At 61.8% G+C, this 14,811-nt stretch carries 17 protein-coding genes; 10 read left to right on the top strand and 7 right to left on the bottom strand.

Annotation, left to right across the window (positions count from 1 at the left end; all coding sequences use genetic code 11):
• The first annotated feature begins 170 nt into the window (after positions 1 to 170).
• The 3 genes from CKV99_RS02280 to CKV99_RS02275 all read left to right on the top strand — a co-directional run bounded on the left by CKV99_RS02280 (position 171) and on the right by CKV99_RS02275 (position 2,702).
• Positions 171 to 1,349: a hypothetical protein gene (locus tag CKV99_RS02280; protein ID WP_143063418.1), complete on the top strand. Its 1,179-nt coding sequence runs from the start codon at positions 171 to 173 to the stop codon at positions 1,347 to 1,349.
• Between the two features lie 528 nt (positions 1,350 to 1,877).
• The gene (locus CKV99_RS14205) at positions 1,878 to 2,039 is read left to right on the top strand and encodes a hypothetical protein (RefSeq protein ID WP_157728345.1); all 162 of its coding nucleotides are present in this window, start codon (positions 1,878 to 1,880) and stop codon (positions 2,037 to 2,039) included.
• 303 nt (positions 2,040 to 2,342) lie between these two features.
• Entirely contained in the window at positions 2,343 to 2,702 is a 360-nt protein-coding gene (locus CKV99_RS02275) for a VOC family protein (protein ID WP_092257837.1), read from the top strand.
• Between the two features lie 127 nt (positions 2,703 to 2,829).
• Here the strand turns inward: CKV99_RS02275 and thpR are convergent, their stop codons facing one another.
• A complete protein-coding gene (thpR, locus tag CKV99_RS02270) occupies positions 2,830 to 3,423 on the bottom strand; it encodes an RNA 2',3'-cyclic phosphodiesterase (protein ID WP_092257834.1) in 594 nt (197 codons plus the stop codon).
• Positions 3,420 to 3,689: a hypothetical protein gene (locus CKV99_RS02265; protein WP_143063417.1), complete on the bottom strand. Its 270-nt coding sequence runs from the start codon at positions 3,687 to 3,689 to the stop codon at positions 3,420 to 3,422. Before CKV99_RS02265 ends, thpR begins: the two co-directional genes overlap by 4 nt.
• Before the next feature lie 21 nt (positions 3,690 to 3,710).
• Here CKV99_RS02265 and CKV99_RS02260 point away from each other — a divergent pair, with 21 nt between their 5' ends.
• The 4 genes from CKV99_RS02260 (at position 3,711) to CKV99_RS02245 (ending at position 6,902) form a co-directional block, all read left to right on the top strand.
• Positions 3,711 to 4,640 carry a ribokinase gene (locus CKV99_RS02260; RefSeq protein WP_092257828.1) on the top strand — a complete coding sequence of 310 codons (930 nt, stop codon included), beginning with the start codon at positions 3,711 to 3,713 and terminating at the stop codon, positions 4,638 to 4,640.
• A gap of 61 nt (positions 4,641 to 4,701) precedes the next feature.
• A complete protein-coding gene (locus CKV99_RS02255; protein ID WP_092257825.1) occupies positions 4,702 to 5,439 on the top strand; it encodes an aldose epimerase family protein in 738 nt (245 codons plus the stop codon).
• A gap of 31 nt (positions 5,440 to 5,470) precedes the next feature.
• Complete coding sequence (locus tag CKV99_RS02250) at positions 5,471 to 6,109, top strand: hypothetical protein (RefSeq protein WP_092257822.1); 639 nt, start codon at positions 5,471 to 5,473, stop codon at positions 6,107 to 6,109.
• Between the two features lie 100 nt (positions 6,110 to 6,209).
• On the top strand, positions 6,210 to 6,902 hold the full coding sequence (locus tag CKV99_RS02245) for a YoaK family protein (protein ID WP_143063416.1): 693 nt from the start codon (positions 6,210 to 6,212) through the stop codon (positions 6,900 to 6,902).
• Positions 6,903 to 6,916: 14 nt separating this feature from the next.
• Here CKV99_RS02245 and lepA read toward each other — a convergent pair whose 3' ends face one another.
• Complete coding sequence (gene lepA, locus CKV99_RS02240) at positions 6,917 to 8,773, bottom strand: translation elongation factor 4 (RefSeq protein WP_092257815.1); 1,857 nt, start codon at positions 8,771 to 8,773, stop codon at positions 6,917 to 6,919.
• Positions 8,774 to 8,966: 193 nt separating this feature from the next.
• On the opposite strand from lepA, the gene CKV99_RS02235 reads away from it, so the two are divergent.
• The 3 genes from CKV99_RS02235 (at position 8,967) to CKV99_RS02220 (ending at position 11,077) form a co-directional block, all read left to right on the top strand.
• Positions 8,967 to 9,569, top strand: a complete 603-nt coding sequence (locus tag CKV99_RS02235; RefSeq protein WP_231910143.1) for a hypothetical protein — start codon at positions 8,967 to 8,969, stop codon at positions 9,567 to 9,569.
• A gap of 280 nt (positions 9,570 to 9,849) precedes the next feature.
• Entirely contained in the window at positions 9,850 to 10,113 is a 264-nt protein-coding gene (gene rpsT, locus CKV99_RS02225; protein WP_092257809.1) for a 30S ribosomal protein S20, read from the top strand.
• A 73-nt stretch (positions 10,114 to 10,186) separates the two neighbouring features.
• A complete protein-coding gene (locus CKV99_RS02220; protein WP_231910142.1) occupies positions 10,187 to 11,077 on the top strand; it encodes an alpha/beta hydrolase family esterase in 891 nt (296 codons plus the stop codon).
• A 38-nt stretch (positions 11,078 to 11,115) separates the two neighbouring features.
• On the opposite strand, the gene CKV99_RS02215 is transcribed toward CKV99_RS02220, so the two are convergent.
• The 4 genes from CKV99_RS02215 to CKV99_RS02200 are packed head-to-tail and all read right to left on the bottom strand — an operon-like array spanning position 11,116 to position 14,787.
• On the bottom strand, positions 11,116 to 11,763 hold the full coding sequence (locus CKV99_RS02215; RefSeq protein WP_092257925.1) for a LysE family translocator: 648 nt from the start codon (positions 11,761 to 11,763) through the stop codon (positions 11,116 to 11,118).
• A gap of 5 nt (positions 11,764 to 11,768) precedes the next feature.
• On the bottom strand, positions 11,769 to 12,170 hold the full coding sequence (locus CKV99_RS02210; protein ID WP_092257807.1) for an ankyrin repeat domain-containing protein: 402 nt from the start codon (positions 12,168 to 12,170) through the stop codon (positions 11,769 to 11,771).
• A 27-nt stretch (positions 12,171 to 12,197) separates the two neighbouring features.
• Entirely contained in the window at positions 12,198 to 13,130 is a 933-nt protein-coding gene (gene holA / locus CKV99_RS02205) for a DNA polymerase III subunit delta (RefSeq protein WP_092257805.1), read from the bottom strand.
• 16 nt (positions 13,131 to 13,146) lie between these two features.
• The gene (locus CKV99_RS02200; RefSeq protein WP_331712842.1) at positions 13,147 to 14,787 is read right to left on the bottom strand and encodes a ComEC/Rec2 family competence protein; all 1,641 of its coding nucleotides are present in this window, start codon (positions 14,785 to 14,787) and stop codon (positions 13,147 to 13,149) included.
• Between the last annotated feature and the right edge of the window lie 24 nt (positions 14,788 to 14,811).

Here is a 14,811-nt window from a genome sequence, read left to right as displayed (position 1 = left end):
CAGCCCGGCCAGCTCCGCGGGCGCGTTATCATACAGCACCGCGCGCGGCCCGCAACCGAAAGGATATTCGGTGCCGTTTTCTGTGGATAAAAATGTTGTTTTCCACAGATTTCGGACATTTCTCGCCCACCCCTGGCGCAGCTGGCTGCCGCGACCCTAATGTGTGGGCCATGAACCTTCGCCAGTACTTGATCGCGTCCGGCTCGGCAGCCATGACCATGCTTGCCGACGCCGCCGAACTCGCACCCCGCGAGCTGATCGACGCTGGCGCAGAACCAACCCACCTCGACCGCATCGTCAGACTCCACAACATCTACTACGGCCCCACCAAATCCCACCGCCGCCAGCGCGGTGCCCGCGACCACGCCACCAACAATAGGCTCGGTTTCGACAGGTTGGAGGCCATCGAGGGGTTCGTCGACAAGCTCTACGACAAGTCGAAATCCTGGGCGTTACGCCATGACCTCACACGCTTCAACGGCAACCACCACGACTTTCGGGCACACGCCAAAGAAAAGTTGGCGGCGTTAAACGTCGATAAGCCCAAGCGGAAACGGGAGACCTCCGTCAAGGTCACCCACCACGAAGGCACCACGAAATCCACGCTGACCTTGTGTGCGGACTCCGCCTCCATCCGCGAGATTGAAGCTACCGCCCGCGCTGTTGCCGCAGAACATGACACCACGATGGCGCAAGCGCTCGTCGATACGTTCTTTTCCGGCACCAGCGCGCCCACATACCGCATCAAAGTGCTAGTCGCGCTCGAGGACATCGAACGCATCCTGAGCGGCGAAGGCGCCGACGTGCTCGTTCAAACCACCAGCGGCGCCGTCATGACCGGTATGGACTTGGTGCGCAAAAAGCTTGACCCGATCGCCGAATTCATTGGCGTGACCCCCATGCATGGGGCGATCACGATCGGCACAGGGCGCTGTATTGTCAACACCCGCAAGGAGCTTAACGACGAACACCGCCGCCGCGCGACACACGGAGAGAAACCGGTCCCTGCGGCGGCCGTTGACAAGGCCACCGCCCGGCACGGCACCTACAAGGACCGCTGCCTGCTGGAAGCCACCCAAACCACGTGTGCCGGGATGGACTGCTCGGTGCCCGCAGCCTACTGCGAGATCAACCACAACGTGCCGTACTCGCGCGGCGGACTCAGCCTCCTGTCTAACGAAAGTCTGCTGTGTTCTTATCACAACGGCAAAGCCGGGGCGAAGCAGCGGTACCGTAACATCCGTGGCAGACCGTACAGAATACTGCCCGGCGGGAAGCTCGCGCTCAACCAACACCCGCTGGCCAGATCCTCCCCAGTAGAGAAGATACTGGCGCCCGCCGTGGCCTAACAGCCCGGCGCCGGCCGAGCCGAGAGTCCCGGCCCACAAACCGAAACACCAGACAAACCCCAGCCTTCCAGGAACTCGAATCCGAGTTGGATCCCGTTAGTACGACGGGTTGGGGTAGTTTGGCATGAGTTTTTGGATGTTAGCTGGAATCGGTGTTTGGCATGGAGCGTTTCATCGGCTTGCTGGTCAGGCTGCACTGTTTCTTTTAGAGAATCATAACACGCCAATCGGACGCGTCTGACCAACATCATCTGTACTCCCCGCAAGGTCGAGTACCAGTTGGCGTTGCCCCACTGGCGTTGGCGCGATAATGCGGGAAAGCGGCTGTGAGTTTCAGGGGGTTCGCTACACTAGGCGGTGCGCGTCTCCTAGGGGTGGGAGACCACTTCACTGACGGGGGACGTGTCTTTTCTGCTCTTGAGTGCAGTGTTTTTGTTGAAAAACAAAGGTCAACTGCACACAAGTGCGGTTGACCATTCCTGCGCGCAGGAATGCCACCAACCGACAACAAGAGAGAGGAGGACCGACATGTCAGACTCTTCCGATCGCGCAGATCACGCACGTCGTGACAAGCACGAACGTAAGAAGACCCACCCAGCGAGCGCATTCGCGGGGCGGGTCCTGGCCGGAGTTATATCCAAACTCCTTGTGGATCTAGTCCACAAGGCAATCACCTGGATTGACTCCTAGGTCAAAGGGGTAGTCACATGTTGGAGCATGTGACTGCCCCGTTTTGCTGAAGTGCCCGTCGACACGCCTCTTACCTTAATCACACTGGCAGCAAAACGCTAGCGTCCGGTGGCCGACGGCAGAGCGAACGATCGCCGCAGCAGGTGCGCCAGGTGTAGCCTCGCGTTACGCTGGGCTTGTTGCGGAAGGGTTAAGAAAGAAAAATGAATTAATACGGTCGTGCTCAATCACTTGGCTTTCTCGCACACTTTAAACACTCAAAACACCCACAACACTCAAACCAATTCTTGGAGAACAACGTCGATGACCGACAAAACCCGCTACCTCGATAGTGTTTACGCTGTCACCGTCGTCAAGGACCTGTCTGCAACCCGTGCCTGGTACGAAAAGCTCTTCGGCCCCGCCGCTGTGGACCCAGAGCCCACCACCGCTGAATGGAAAATCGCGGAAGGCTCATGGCTTCAGGTGACTGAAGACGCAGAAAGAGCAGGCAAGTCCATCGCTATTATCGGCACCACCGATCTGGATGCCCAGCTGAAACTCTGCGAAGACAACGGCATCGCAACAGGCGAATTACAAGACTACGGTTTCATCCGCCTTGCCATCGCCGAAGACCCAGAAGGCAATCAACTTCAGTTCGTTGAAGAAGTAACCGACAGTTAATCGCCGTGCCTGCGGCAAGCCTCTAGATTGCGGAGCCTCGGTCACGCAGATATTTGCGCTTGCGACTCGTCGTAAGTGCTCACCGCTGCGCGGCACGCAAGGCCACGAGGCCCGCGCGGATGCGGTTTTAGAGTTCTACTTCGCCGATGAGTTCGTAGCGCGGCCCGCCGGAACGACCCTCACCCAAAAACGACTCATACAAGCCCACGGAGGTAGCGCGCCACTGGGGCCCGCGATACACGCTGAGCGCGTGGGTGAGGTCACCAAGCAACCATGGATCTTGCAGGCGGTTGTGTGCGCGGGCGACGGTGAGGTGCGCGCGCTGCCGGGGCCGCTGCTGTTCGCCCGACGTTCTGCCGGCGCGCCCAGCGGAGAAATCCTCCAGCACGCAGCCAGCCATCAGCGCCCGCAACCTTTTCGTGGCCCCGCCAACACCAATCCACAACGTGCGCGAGGAAAACGAGCCGGCACCCGACAAGTACAAGTCGAGCGAACCGCCTGCACGCCCGGCGGCCCCGGTGGCTGCAGCAGCGAGGTGGCCGAGCAACCTCTCCGGGTCCTCGGCAGTGTCACCATAGAAAGCGCAGGTGATATGCCAGTTATCGGGGTCGGTGAAGCGCAGCACGCCACCGTCGCGTTCGCGGATGGGGCGCAGGGTGGTAACGAGGTGTTCGCGGACGTGGTCTGGCACGGCGAGCGCCGCGAAGAGTCGCCTGCTCATCGCTGTGCGGCTGGCTCAGAAGCGTGCTCCACAGCACGTGTGCGCGCGCCGGGATAGAACACCAATTCAACTCCCTCCACGAACCACGTTGCGCCGGTGTGGTCGTCGTTAAGCGAGACCTGCCCGTCGACGAGCTGAAAGCCGCAATCCTCGGCCACCGCGCGCAGAGCCGGGCGCGGGTGCGGGGAGGTGTCCAGCAGGGTTTGCAGGTCGGTGCGGCCGGCGGCGAACTCGGCGGCGATCCATTCGGCGATCATGGTCCTCACCGTAGCGGTTAGACTTAAAGCATGCAGAAGTTATCGCACAAGATCGTAGTCGTGGGTTCTATTAATGCGGATTTGACGGTGCAGGTGGAACGCCACCCGCAGCCCGGCGAGACACTGTTGGGCCGGGGCGGCGAGGTCACGCCGGGTGGGAAGGGGGCGAATCAGGCGGTGGCGGCGGCACGATTGGGTGCGGACGTTGCGTTGGTCGGCGCGGTCGGCGATGACGCGTATGCCGGGCCTGCCACCAGCATCCTGCGCGAGTGCGTGACCACGAGCACCATTGCGCGTGTCGACGAAGTAACCGGCCTGGCCGTGATCACGGTGGCGGCTGATGGGGAGAACACGATCATTGTGGCGCCTGGGGCGAATGCGCGGGTGGATTCTGCGCTGGTGGCCGGGCATGCTGAGCTGATTGGTGGTGCTGAGATCGTGCTGCTTCAAGGCGAGATCCCCGCCAGCGGGTTTGCCAAGGCCGTAGAGCTGGCGCGGGGGCGTGTGGTGGTGAATTTGGCGCCGGTGATTGAGGTCGATCATGCCGCGTTGCTCAAGGCTGACCCGCTGGTGGCCAACGAGCACGAGGCGGGCTTAATCTTGGCGCAGTTCGGTGGTGGCGCTGATGCGACGGCGGCGTCGCCGGAGGCTATCGCGCGTGCACTGCTGGAGTGTGGTTTTGCCTCGGTGGTGCTCACGCTGGGCAAGGCTGGTTCGCTGGTGGCCACCTCTGAGGGCTTGACGACGATCCCCGCCGCGCACGTGCCACCCGAAGACACCGTGGATACCGTCGGCGCTGGCGACGCGTACACCGGTGCCCTGTGCCACCGGCTGGTGGAGGGTGACACTTTAGTGGAGGCGGCCCGGTTCGCGGCACGCGTGTCGGCTTTTGCGGTGACGCGGACGGGGGCGCAGCCGTCGTATCCCACCGCCAGCGATGAACTTCCCCCTCTGGATTAGCGGCGACTGCGTGGCCCGCATCTTAACCCCCAGTAGGTTGCGGAAGCGTTAAGCTGGGGGCATGAGAATCCTCGATTTTGGTGCCCATGTCTTGTCCGCCCCTACTTCCACCGGCGATCTCTTTTTCGTCTCGTCCGCCACCGCCCTCGACGGCAGTGCACCTGTGCGCGGCGGCCTGCCGATCATCGCGCCGTGGTTCGCCAAATTCCTCGGCGAGAAGCAGCACGGCTGGGCGCGGTCCAGCGTGTGGGAGATGGACGGCACCACGGGCACGCTTAACGACGACCACTTGGCCCTCCGCTTCTCCGCCACCCCTGTTGGCGACGAAGCAAACGCCGACGGTTGGCGTTTTGAACTGTCGTGTACCAACACGGGGGACACCGTGCGTGAGATTCAGCTGGCGTTCCACCCTTACTTCGCGGTCAGCGCTGTAGAGGATGTGGTGGTCGATGGTATCGACGGGGTCAATGTGTGGGACCGTGTGGACCACGACAAGGCGGTGCACCGCGGCGACTTCACCTTCTCGGGCCTGACGGACAGGATCGCCCTAGCAGCGCCTCAGGTCACGGTGCGCGATGCCAACCGCAGGCTCACCATTTCTGCTGAGGGTACCGACTCGACGGTGTTGTGGAATCCCGGCGCAGAAGCCGGCGCACGCATCGACGACCTCGGCGAAGGTGAATGGGACAAGTTCGTCTGCGTCGAGCCTGCGCTGCTGGGCGACAACGCGGAGGGAGTGTTGCTGCCCGGCGGTGAGACAGCGACCATCGTGATGACGGTGACCGCCGCCGCAAACTAGCGCGGGGTACCAGCTCTTTGCTGTCGGGGTTGTGGCGCCCGACACCGCCAACTTGCCGGCGGGGGCATCGAACGTGTTGGCATCTGCTCCACTTGGGCCGGGCGGAGTCGGGTTCTTCGGCGCGTCAGGGGTCAGCGCGAAAGCTGCGCTGGTTAGCGGTTCGTCGCGCTTAACGACGAGCGCCCCCTACCCCACCGTGACAGCTGACGGCGGCGTGGTGGAACAAGACCCGAACGAATGGTTGCGCGCCGTAGCCGCTGTGACCAAGGATTTACCGGGGCCTTACGATGCGGTGACGCTGACCGGCCAGATGCAGAACTTAATCCGCTACCGCGGTGGGAGGAGTGGACGGGCAACGAGCAATCAGCGACGAGTAACGCTTCGCCGGTGGCAGGTGCACCCCGAGGTCGTAGCGGCTACTGGTATCGAGCCCAGTGCGCTGCCCCAGATCTCACAGGGCTTGCTTGGCGGCACCACTACTCACAAGCTGGGCATTCCCGCGGGCACACCGGTCTACCTGGCGGTGGGGGCGACTACGACAGGGATCGTCGGCACGCGTGCGTCAACGACGGGAGCTGACATGTACCGGGCAGTGATGGAGGTGGACGCTTTTTCGAGCCGGAAGAGCAGGAGTCTTTTAGCGAGGCGCTCGAGAGGCAGCGGGCGTTAACGGAGTTCGTGCTGAAGCTGAACAGTTTCGGCGCGGCGGCTGCTTCTAGATTACCTGCACCCTCCCTGAGTTTTCCCAGGCCGTGGCCTATACTGCGGGCATGTCTGCTGTCAGTCATAGCCCGCGCCAACTCATGGCGGGGACCGGTTTCGCCTTTGTCGCCGGTTTTGTCGATGCGCTTGCCTTCATGTTCCTCGGCGGCGTGTTTTTGTCCTTCATGTCCGGCAACGTCACCCGCATCGCGGCATCTGCGGTGACGGGAGATTGGGCGACGGTTCAGCTCGCGGCCACGTGTGTGGTCCTGTTTTTGTTGGGTGTGATGGAAGGCGCGTTGGTTCGCCGGCTCGCTTCACGACGAATACCTCGCGTGTTTGTGAAAAATGCCGTGGTGGTGAATATGGCGTTGCTGTTCACCGTGGCGTGCGTGTTTCTGGCGGCGGGGTGGCCGCATGTGGCGGTGGGGTTTGCGTCGCTCGGGATTGGTTCGATGAACAGCATCTTTGAGCGCCGCGGTGAGGTTTCTTTGGCGCTGACCTACATGACGGGCACACTTGTCAAGATGGGCCAGCGGCTTGTCGATACGCTTTTTGGTGGATCTCACGCGGCCTGGTTGCAGCACTTCTTGATCGCGTCAGCCTTGGGGGCTGGGGCGCTTGTCGGTGGGTTCTGCTACTTGTTGCTGGAACTCAACGCCCTCTACCTGGCCACCGCCTTGGTCTATGCCATGACGGTGTTCACGGTGACGTGGCGGCTGCGCAGCCACGTCATTGTGGCCTGGCAAAACCCGCGCTAAGCGACGCGCCTCCGCTACTCCTCGTCGGTGGACAGCGCTGCCACGAACGCTTCTTGTGGCACGGTGACTGAGCCGATGGATTTCATGCGTTTCTTACCGGCCTTCTGCTTCTCCAGCAGTTTGCGCTTGCGTGAAATATCGCCGCCGTAGCACTTGGAGAGCACGTCCTTGCGCAGCGCGCGGATGTTTTCACGCGCAATAATCTTGGAGCCGATCGCTGCCTGCACCGGCACTTCGAATTGTTGGCGCGGGATGAGCTCTTTGAGCTTTGTGGTCATTTTGTTGCCGTACCACTGGGCGTTGTCGCGGTGCACGATTGCGGAGAACGCGTCTACCGGCTCACCCTGCAGCAGGATGTCCACCTTCACCAGGTTCGCTTCTTGCTCTCCGGCTTCCTCATAGTTCAGCGATGCGTAGCCTTTGGTACGCGATTTCAGCATGTCGAAGAAATCAAAGATGATCTCACCTAGTGGCATGATGTAGCGCAGCTCAACGCGGTCTTCAGACAGGTAGTCCATGTTTTTCATCTGGCCCCGCTTTTTCTGGCACAGCTCCATGGTTGGCCCGACAAACTCGGCAGGCACGATGATCGTCATGTTCACAATCGGCTCGTACACGGACTGCAGTTTGCCCTCCGGCCAGTCGCTGGGATTGTGCACGTACTGTTCGGTGCCGTCTTCGGCCACAACCCGGTAGGTCACACTCGGCGCGGTAGAGATCAGGTCCAGGTCGAATTCGCGCTCGAGGCGGTCGCGGGTGATCTCCATGTGCAACAGGCCCAAAAAGCCGCAGCGGAAACCGAAACCTAGCGCGACTGACGTTTCTGGCTCCCAGGTCAGCGATGCGTCGTTAAGCTGCAGCTTTTCCAAAGACTCGCGCAACGCCGGGAAGTCTTCCTGGCTGACGGGGAACAGCCCGGAGTACACCATGGGTTTGACGTCCTCGTAGCCCTGCAGTGGCTCTTCCGCGCCTTTGGAGTCGCTGGTGACGGTGTCGCCGACTTTGGTTTCGCGCACGTCTTTCACGCCGGTGATCAGGTAGCCCACCTCGCCGGGGCCCAGGCCAGCCACCGGGGTGGCGGTGGGCGAGACCACACCAATTTCCAGCAGTTCAAGGGTGGTGCCGGTGTTCATCATGCGTAGTTTCTGGCCCTTTTTCAGGGTGCCGTCGACCATGCGGATATAGGTGACCACGCCGCGGTAGGTGTCGTAGACGGAGTCGAAAATCATGGCGCGGGCGGGCGCGTCGGCACCGTTGGGGTTATCCGGCGCGGGCACCATGTCCACCACCACGTCCAGCAGCTTTTCCACACCTTCACCGGTTTTGCCTGACACCCGCAGGACGTCTTCCGGCTCGCAGCCGATGATATTGGCGATCTCAAAGGCGTATTTCTCCGGGTCGGCCGCCGGCAGGTCAATCTTGTTGAGCACCGGGATGATCTCCAGGCCCTTATCAATCGCCATATACAGGTTCGCCAGTGTTTGCGCCTCGATGCCCTGGGCTGCGTCGACAAGCAAAATCGCGCCCTCACATGCCTCGAGCGCGCGGGAGACCTCGTAGGAGAAGTCGACGTGGCCGGGGGTATCGATCATCTGCAGCACGATTTCTTCGCCGGCGTGGTCACCGGTGTGTGGCACCCATGGCAGGCGCACGTTTTGCGCCTTGATGGTGATGCCACGTTCGCGCTCAATGTCCATGTTGTCCAGGTATTGGTCGCGCATGTCGCGTGCTTCCACTACGTTGGACAGCTGCAGGATGCGGTCAGCCAGGGTGGATTTCCCGTGGTCGATGTGCGCAATGATGCAGAAATTTCGGATCCGGGCGGGATCCGTGAACGTTGACTGGGCGAAGTTTCCCGATTTCCTAGCCATAAAATCAGACTCTACCCTGTGGTGTCACCTGTGCACGAAACGCTGGTCGCGCACGCGTAACGACGACCGCCCGCCCCCTATTACCCCCGTTAAGGGAGGTCCTCCTTTTGGTTGATTGTGGGGTGCGTGATCTAAACGTTACAGTTGTGAATGTAAACCCACCGTACCGGGACTAAATCTGGACCACATACTTATGAGCATTCTGCGTCTTCGCCAGTCGAGAAGCATCGACGCGAGTGAGGCGACGGGCAAGAGCACCCCCTCCCGGTTCTTTCTGCGCCGAAAAGAGCGTCGTCGCCGCGCCCGCGAAAGAAAAGCTGCCACCGAGACGGACGATCTGGATCTTGGGCTTGCCAAGCTGAATCAGCGACTGGGCGGTAATAATACTGCCTCGCGCCCACGTGTTGCCCGGTCGCTGCGTGTGGAACCAACGGCTCGGCTGGCTCGCTCCATCTACTACTCGTCTGACCTCGATGGGCATGCCGAACCGGGCGAGGTTGTGTGGGTGACAGTGCCTTCGCACCCACCGCAGGAACGCTCCATGCTGGTCATTGGTCGCCAGCAGCATAAAGTGTTGGGCTTGTTAATTTCGTCGAACTCGCAGCATTCTGCCGATAGCAGTTGGCTTGAGATCGGCAGTGGCGAGTGGTGCGGCGACAGTGCACGGTGTTGGCTCCGCCTCGACAAAACGATGATCGTGCCTGAGATTGAGGTGTCCCGCCGCGGCATTTTGTTTCCGCAGCGTCGCTTCAACGTGGTGGCGAATCGTTTGCGCAGCATGTTCAACTGGGCCTGAGCCCGTTGCCAGCCGCCCGTTGCCAGCCCTGTGTGGCACCCTTAACGTGGCCGTCGATTAGGCCGTCGATTTGGGTGTCGACAAGCTCGCCTGCTAAAGTCGCGGTGTTGTTCACACCCGCTTTTCTGGGTGATCCGGCAGCGCGGTCACGTACCTTGGGTCCGCGTAGTGCTACATCGCAACCGTGTGGTTTGCAGTAGCGCGTGAGTGCCTGGTCAGCAGTCCCATGTGCGGGTAGATCGACTGGTTTATTCAACATCGATTTCCAAGAGGTATCGCAATGGCAAATATTAAGCAGCAGAAGAAGCGCGTTCTCACCAACGAGAAACGCCGTCAGCGCAACAAGTCCATCCGTTCCGCAGTCCGCACCGAAATCCGCAAGTTCCGCGAGGCTGTCGAATCCGGCAACAAGGAAAACGCACAAGCGCAGCTGCGCGTCGCGTCCCGCAAGCTGGACAAGGCTGTGACCAAGGGTGTCTTCCACCGCAACAATGCGGCTAACAAGAAGTCCAAGATGGCTAAGGCCGTCAACAAGATGGATTAACTTCCACTCATTTTCCACTTCAAGAGCCTGCGCCCGTATGGGTGCGGGCTCTTTCCGGTTTATAGTATGGGGCATGAAACTTCGAGCTTTCGCTGCCGCCGCAGTTGCCATGACCGCTCTCAGCCTGTCCGCCTCCCCTTTTGCTACCGCACAGTCGTCGGACGCGGCGTCGGCAAGCTCGCACCTATCCAGCATGCTGCCGGAACTCCTTCCCGCACCGACCGGGCACACCACAACCACCCGCACGCTGGCTAGCGGGCGCGAATTCCTCCTGTCTGTTCCCCACAACTACAACCCGGCGACCGCGTACCCGGTGGTGCTGGTGTTTGGCGGGTGGCAGCACACCGCGGGCGGGACACGCGATTACGCCCAGGTTGAGCAGGTGGCCAGGGACGCGATCGTCGTCTATGCGCAAGGCGTGAACAATGCCTGGGCGGGTGCACCGTACGCTCAAACATCGCTTTTCGACGACATCTCGTACACCCGCGAGGTTGTGGACAACGTGGCTGCCTCGCACACCGTGGACCGCCAGCAGGTTTATGCAACAGGCCTGTCTAATGGTGGCGGCATGGCGCTGGCTCTCGGGTGTCATGCGCCGGATCTGGTTGCGGGCGTGGCCGGAGTGGCGGGTGCTTACTACAACCCGACGGTGTCCAACTGCGCAGCAGGTGTAGTACCCACCATGATTATCCACGGCACCGCTGATGACGTGGTGGCCTACGAGGGTGGTGTGCGCCACGGCGCGCCGTATCTGTCTGTAGACCAAGTCACTACCACGATGGGGCGCAAGAATCAGTGCGTGCTGCCGAACACCCGCGTCACCGAGACCGGCGACACGACGGTGTTCGAGCTGGAAAAGTGCAAGGCAGGCACCCGCGTTGTGCGTGTCAACGGTGGCGGCCACACGTGGTTTATATCGCCGTCAGCGACTCAGTTGTCGGTCGATTTCTTCCGGGCACAGTAAACGCGGACGCGGGCCCGGGCGCTGCTGCCTGGGCGCGGCTAGTTAAGCAGCCCCGCCACCCCGCGCCACACCAGTACTACCGCTGCGATGACGAAGAAGACCCCGGCGGCGATGTCGATATATGGCCCGGCGCGCAGCAAGCGGTTGCGCACCGCATGGGTGGACACGAGCGTGGCCAGCCCGGCTTGGAGCAGCATCGACGGAATCCACAACGCCACAATCACGATCATGGACACTGCCCACGACGGGTTCGGGGGCAGCAGTGGTGCCACAAGCGCCGCCAAGAATAACACGATCTTCGGGTTGGAGAGGTTCGTCGTTAAGCCCTTGGCAAAGGAATGGCGCAACCGTCCGAGGCGGGCTTCGGCTTCTGAAGTGTCGCGTGGCGGGTTGTGGCGCTCAATCAATCCGCCGCGGACGGAGCTTGCGCCGAGGTACATCAGCCAGGCCCCGCCGATGATTTGGATGAATTCCAGCACCCACGGAAACGCGGTGAGCAGGGCTGCCGCCCCAAGTACGGTGAGCGTGCACCACATCAGTACCCCGACTTGGATGCCGGCGACGGTGGCGAGCGCGTGACGACGCGACCGTGTGGCAGTGCGGGTGATCAAAATGATGTCGGGGCCAGGTGAGGCCGCACCTACTAGGTTGACAACAATGATGGCCCCAAGATCGGCCGGGTTGATCACGCTCACTTGGTGAACTTTTCTACCAAGTCCTCTCGCCCGAACATGCGGGCGGTGTCAATGGAGTTCGGCTGGCCTGCCAGCGGGTCGGCGCCGGCGGCGAGCAGGTCGTCGATAATTGCTTCTTCTTTCTTAAAGATCACGCCTGCCAGCGGGGTCTGGCCACGACTATTGGTTTTGTTCACGTCGGCGCCAGCATTGATGAGCTGCGTGACCAGCTCGCGTTGGCCGGAGTAGGAGGCGAGCATGATAAAGGTGTTTCCGTCCTGGTTGGTCAGGTCGACGTTGACGCCTTGGTTAATGTAGTCAATCAGTTGGGTATCACCGGTACGCGCATAGTTGAACAGGCGGGCGGCGAACTCTTGGACGTCGTTAGGCACGTCGGCGTGGTCTTGAGGATTATTCATGGTGTTAACGCTATCACGCAGCCACCGTTACGCAGCGAGTTTAGCGATCCTGCGCACCGCGTTTTCTACCGCGAATTCGGGATCTCCGCCTTGCCCTTTCACTTCGGCGTCGAGCTCGGCGACGAGGATGACGGCGTCGCTGACGGCCTCACCGGACCAGTTGCGCGCGACCTGCATGGTTTTTTTCACCACGAATGGGTGCATGCCGAAGGTTTTCGCCAGCTGGTCGGGGTTGCCACGGGTTTGGTAGAGCCGGGCGATATCGCCCACTTTGCTGGCCAGTGCCGCGGCGATTGCCACCGGCGAGATCCCTAACTGGAGTGCCCGGCGCGTCGACCCGAGCGCCACGCCCAGTTTCCCGGCCACGGCGGCGTCAGCGATGTCGAATCCAGACACTTCGGCCACCCCGGTGTAGTAGGCGCGCACGGTTGCCACGGTGATATCGCCGTCCGCGTCTGCGACCAGCTGGTCGACAGCGCTCGCCAGTTCGCGCAGGTCTGAGCCCACCGATTCTTGCAGCGCGCCGACCACATCTGGCGTGGGCCTGACCCCGTGGCGGCGAAACTCTGCGGTTATCCACTGCGATAGTTGGTTGGCGTATTTTGGTGCGGTGGCCTCGTGGACTTCGGCGATCTTTTTGAACTTGGCTACGTACGCTTTGTTGCGGCCGCCACCGGTGTGGTTGATGATCAGTGTCATTCCCGGCGCCGGATTCACAGCGGCCTGTAACAGCAGTTCGGTTGGCTCTTTGCCTGCCAGCTCGGTGCCGGTGAATACCACGGCGCGTTCCTCAGCGAACAGGGACGGGCTGGTGGCTTGTAAAAGCTCGCCTTCGGTGACTTCGCCAGCTTTGTAGCGCTGCACTTCCACAGTGGGAGGGAGCGTGTCGACGATCGCGTCGGTGGCGCGTTCTTGAAGGAAGGTGTCGTCGCCAAGCACGAGGTGTACCGCTGCATCCATGGATGCAAGTCTAGCGTTAGAACCGGCCGTCAGCGGCATGCTGGGTGCCGTCGATGTGGACGGTGACGGGCCCATCGCGGTTGGGGTAGAGCACGGGAACACGCCCGGTGGTGACGGTGGGCCGGGTGGCGGCAGGGCCTTCGTCGTCAAGCACAATAATGACGGCTATGCCGGGCGGAACCTGCTCGCGCGCTGTGTCGTGCAGGGTGTCAACAACGTGGACGGGGGCGCGCTCCAAGTCAATCGCCGGTGGCAGCGGCTGCCAGCTGGCTGCGAAGTAGGCGCACACGGCCACGGCCACAGTTGCGCGGGGGCGACGCAGCAGGAAGCCGACGATGACCCACCCGTAGCCCAGCAGCGTGTACCACGGTGTGGCCTCCACGGTGGCGATGGGCAGCTGGGCAAGATGAGTACCGACGAAGTTGATCCACCACGTTAGCGGCGTGATCGCAAGGTAGACGAGCTGCTCCAGGCCGCCTGGGATCAGGCTGAGCAGTACCGCCACAAGCCCCAGCACCGTCACGGGCGGCGTGGCGGGGGCGACCAGCACGTTTGCCACCACCGACACCAGGGATACTTCGCCGGCCATCAAAGCAATGATCGGCATGGTGACGATGTCAGCAGCGATCGCCACAGCCAGCGCGCGAACGACAATATCAGGCCAGCCGGTAGGTGCCAGCGCGCGATACAGCAGCGGATGCAGCACAATGATGCCCGCGGTCGCTGCCACAGACAGGGCGAATCCGTAGTTGGCGGCCATGTCTGAATCGAGAAAAACAAGCGCGATGACGGCCAGGCACAGCGCATGAATGGGTTCGCTTGCCGACGACGCCAGCACCGCCACTAACCCCACCACCCCAGTGATGGCCGCGCGCAGCACTGAGGGCTCACCGCCAACCAGGCCCACGAAGATGCCTAAAGCCACAGCCGAGGCCGCCACCTGTCCACGCAGCCCCAACCCCACCAGTCGGGCGGCGATCGCGGCTGCTGTAGTCACTATCGCCACGTTCGCCCCTGACACAGCCGACAGGTGTGACAGGCCGGTGGCGATATACGCGTCTTGTTCGGCAGCGGATTGCAGGCTGGTATCGCCTAGTACCATGCCGGGGATCAGCCCCTGGGAATGCTCCGGCACGTGGGCTGCCACGGATTCCGCAAACGTCGCGCGCACCTGTGCTGCCCACCCCTGAAACCCGGTAGGTGGGGCCACAAGCTCTACCGATCCGCTGATTGTGTGGCCCGCAAGGCTCACCCGGTCCGACTCCGACCACGTGCCAGCCACGTGCACTATGGCCCCGCTGGCCCCACCTTCTGGTTTTGGCAACTCGTCTGTAAACACGGCTACGGTACCGGGGTAGTCGTCGATACACACTGTGAGCAGCCAACTTCCCGAATCCACCTGCTTCGGCGCGGCAGTAAGCTGGGCTACAAACTCGTCGTCAAGCGGCGGGCGCATGGCCAACCGCGCGCTTGTCACCGCCCAGGCGCACGTGCCGACAACAGCTGTGACGATCGCCTGGCCCACGTGGCGCGCCACCGCGAAACCCACCACAACGGCCACAACCACCAGCCCCACCCGTGGCACTCCAATGAGCAGCCCGAGCGTGACTGTCCACGCCACCAGTGCCGCCGGAACTAATCGAAGTTCGCGCACCACTACACCCCTAGCAACCCCACTTGC

The sequence above is a fragment of the Corynebacterium cystitidis genome (genome assembly GCF_900187295.1).
Taxonomy (GTDB): domain Bacteria; phylum Actinomycetota; class Actinomycetes; order Mycobacteriales; family Mycobacteriaceae; genus Corynebacterium; species Corynebacterium cystitidis.
This window is presented reverse-complemented; position numbering and strand designations above follow the sequence as displayed.